Source organism: Clostridia bacterium, from assembly GCA_019683875.1.
GTDB lineage: Bacteria > Bacillota > Sulfobacillia > RBS10-35 > Bu92 > Bu92.
Genome location: JADGHN010000186.1, coordinates 1 through 2,496, shown reverse-complemented (window position 1 = coordinate 2,496; position 2,496 = coordinate 1). Strand labels below are relative to the sequence as shown.

3 protein-coding genes are annotated in these 2,496 nt (G+C 72.6%); all 3 read right to left on the bottom strand.

Annotation, left to right across the window (positions count from 1 at the left end):
• Nucleotides 1-258, bottom strand: a 258-nt coding sequence (gene tadA / locus IRZ18_09720) for a Flp pilus assembly complex ATPase component TadA (protein ID MBX5477382.1), incomplete at its 3' end; no start/stop codon positions are given.
• Between the two features lie 249 nt (nt 259-507).
• Nucleotides 508-1,722, bottom strand: coding sequence for a response regulator (locus IRZ18_09715; protein ID MBX5477381.1), 1,215 nt, complete (start codon nt 1,720-1,722; stop codon nt 508-510).
• Nucleotides 1,703-2,425 carry a Flp pilus assembly protein CpaB gene (gene cpaB, locus IRZ18_09710; protein MBX5477380.1) on the bottom strand — a complete coding sequence of 241 codons (723 nt, stop codon included), beginning with the start codon at nt 2,423-2,425 and terminating at the stop codon, nt 1,703-1,705. Before cpaB ends, IRZ18_09715 begins: the two co-directional genes overlap by 20 nt.
• Nucleotides 2,426-2,496 lie beyond the last annotated feature (71 nt).

Below are 2,496 nucleotides of genomic sequence, written 5' to 3'. Positions count from 1 at the left end.
GCCGAGCGGCGCGACGATGCGCTCGATCAGCCGCAGCACCTCGTCGTCGTCCTCGAACTGGATCGACGTCCGCTGCAGCCGCCCGTGGCGCTCCACGTAGACGCGGCGCGGACCGTTGACCATGATCTCGCTCACTTCCGGGTCGTCGAGGAGCGGCTGGATCGGTCCGAAGCCCAGCACCTCGGCGTGCAGCGCGGCCGCCTGCCGGGCGATCTCCAGCGGCGAAGCGCCCTCCTCGCGCAGGATCTTGGCGATCATCTCCTTCACCTGACGGTCGTCGCCGCGCTGCGCGCGCTCCAGCGCCTCCGCGTCGAGTTCCTCGACGAGCCGCTTCTTCACGCGCTCCTTCAGCTCGCGGTCGATGCCGGGGGCCGGCGGTTCGTGGGCCAGGTCGGCGGCGCGCTCCCGCTCGCCCGGCGCGCTCGCCTCGCGCGGCCACGCGAGGCCGTTGGACCGCGGCCCGGCGTCGCCCAGTTGCTTGTTCAAGCGCTCGTACAGCCCCGGCACTTACCTCACCCTCCCGAAGAGCCGCCATCCGCCCGCTGCGCGGTCGCGCCCGCCGTCCCCGTTGACCGCCCCGGCGACGTCGAAGATCGACTCTGCCAACCGGCTGCGCGTGCGGCGGGCGGCGAGCGGCTGGCCCGTATTGGCCGCAAGCGTCGCGGCGCGCTCCGCCGGCAGCGTATAGTCCACCGCCCGCCCCAGCGCGCGCGCCATGTCGTCCACCGTGAGCCCGACGGCCTCGTCCGCGCGGTTGACGAGCAGGCGCAGGCGGTCGCCGCCCGCGCCCAGCGCCTCGATGGCGCGCAGCGCGCGCGCGGATGCGGCTAGCGACGGCACGTCGGGCGTCGTCACGAAGAGGACCACGTCCGCCGCTTCGAGAGCCTGGATGTGGGCTTCCCGGAACCCCTTGCCCCCGTCGACGACGACGTAGCGGAAGCGCCGGCGCAGCGCGCGGATGGCGTCCGCGACGTACTGCCGGGACGGATCCGGGCGCGCCTCGCCGTCGACGACGGCCGCGAGGTGCGGCTCCAAAGGCGCCGCGAGCAGCCAGAGAGGGAAACCGGACACGTGGGTCAGCGCGGACTCGAGGAGATCGACGTCATCCACCGCGCCCTCCCGGCAGATGTCGGCGAGCGTCACGCGCGGGTTCACGTCCAGGAGCACCTCGAGGCCGCCGAACTCCAGATCCAGGTCGACGACGGCCACGCGGTCCGCGCCCCGGGCCAGCGCCAGCGCGAGGTTGACGGCGACCGTGCTCACGCCGACGCCGCCCTTCGCGCCGAACACGGTGACGACCCGGCCGTCCTGGCCGTCGTCGCGCGGCCGCGGCGCCTCACGCGCGGCGCGCCGGATGGCCTCGGCGAGCGAGTCCGACGAGAACGGCTTCACGAGGAAGTCCTTGGCGCCGGCCTTCATCGCGCGGCGGAAGTACTCCTGGCCGTTCTCCACGGAGATCATCACGACCGCCGTGCCCGATTCGCGGACGATGCGACCGGTCGCGCTGATGCCGTCCAGCGCCGGCAGGTTGATGTCCATGAGCACGACGTCCGGCTTGAGCGCCGTCACGGCCTCGATCGCGGCCTCGCCGTCCGCCGCCTCCCCCACGACCTCGAACCCGTCGTAGAGATCCAGCATGGCGCGGATCGTCTGGCGGACCTGCTCGGCGTCGTCGACGATGAGCACGCGAGTCTTTGCGCGGTCAGGGGTTGAGGTCGGCATCGGTCACCACCACGGTTTTCACCGGAGGCTCGGCCACGGCGGGCCGCAGCACGGCGCGCATCGACGACGCCTCGCTCGCCGCGAGGGAGATGCGCAGGGCATCCGCAGGAGCCACCGCGAGCGTCAGGCTCGTGTAGCCGTTCAGGTCGCCCGTCGAGGCGTCCGCCGGCGCGTCCTGCCGCTGGCCCACGGCCAGGACCGGCACGTCCTGCAAGAGAAGCTGCGCCCGCGCCGGGACGCCCGGCTGCGCGTCCTTCGTGCCGAAGACGGCCACCAGGTCCACGTGGTCGCCCGGCTGGACGAACCCCGCCACGCCCGTCACCTCGTCGATCGGCACGGTGATCGCCCGCTTGCCCTTGGGCACGTGGTAGGCGAGCGACACCTTGCTCTCCGCGTTCGCGAGGTGGGAGGAGAGCAGGATCTCACCCGGGGCCAGCGGCGCGACCGTCACCTTGCCGACAGCCGAGTCGACCGAGGTGACGGCACCCCGCGGCAGGTAGTCCTTGGGAAACGGCTTGACGGCCAGCATCGCGCGGGTCAGCGCGGTCCGAGGCGGCACCGCCTGCTGGGCGACGACGATGTTCACCGTCTTCACGGCCTCGGCACCGGCGCGGGGCGCCACGTACTGGTACACCAGCCACGTGGCGATGAGGCCCACGAGGGTCGGCAGGAACAGGTACTTCAGGATCGCCGCGCGCTTCACGCCATCACGCTCCGATTCATTGCACCAGCGCCACCGTGTGCAGTCCGTAGTCGTTGGCTGGGTCGAGCGGC

What these genes read in the sequence shown, in the direction of transcription:
- IRZ18_09715 (MBX5477381.1), bottom strand. Translation starts at nt 1,722, where the DNA reads ATGCCGACCTCAACCCCTGACCGCGCAAAGACTCGCGTGCTCATCGTC.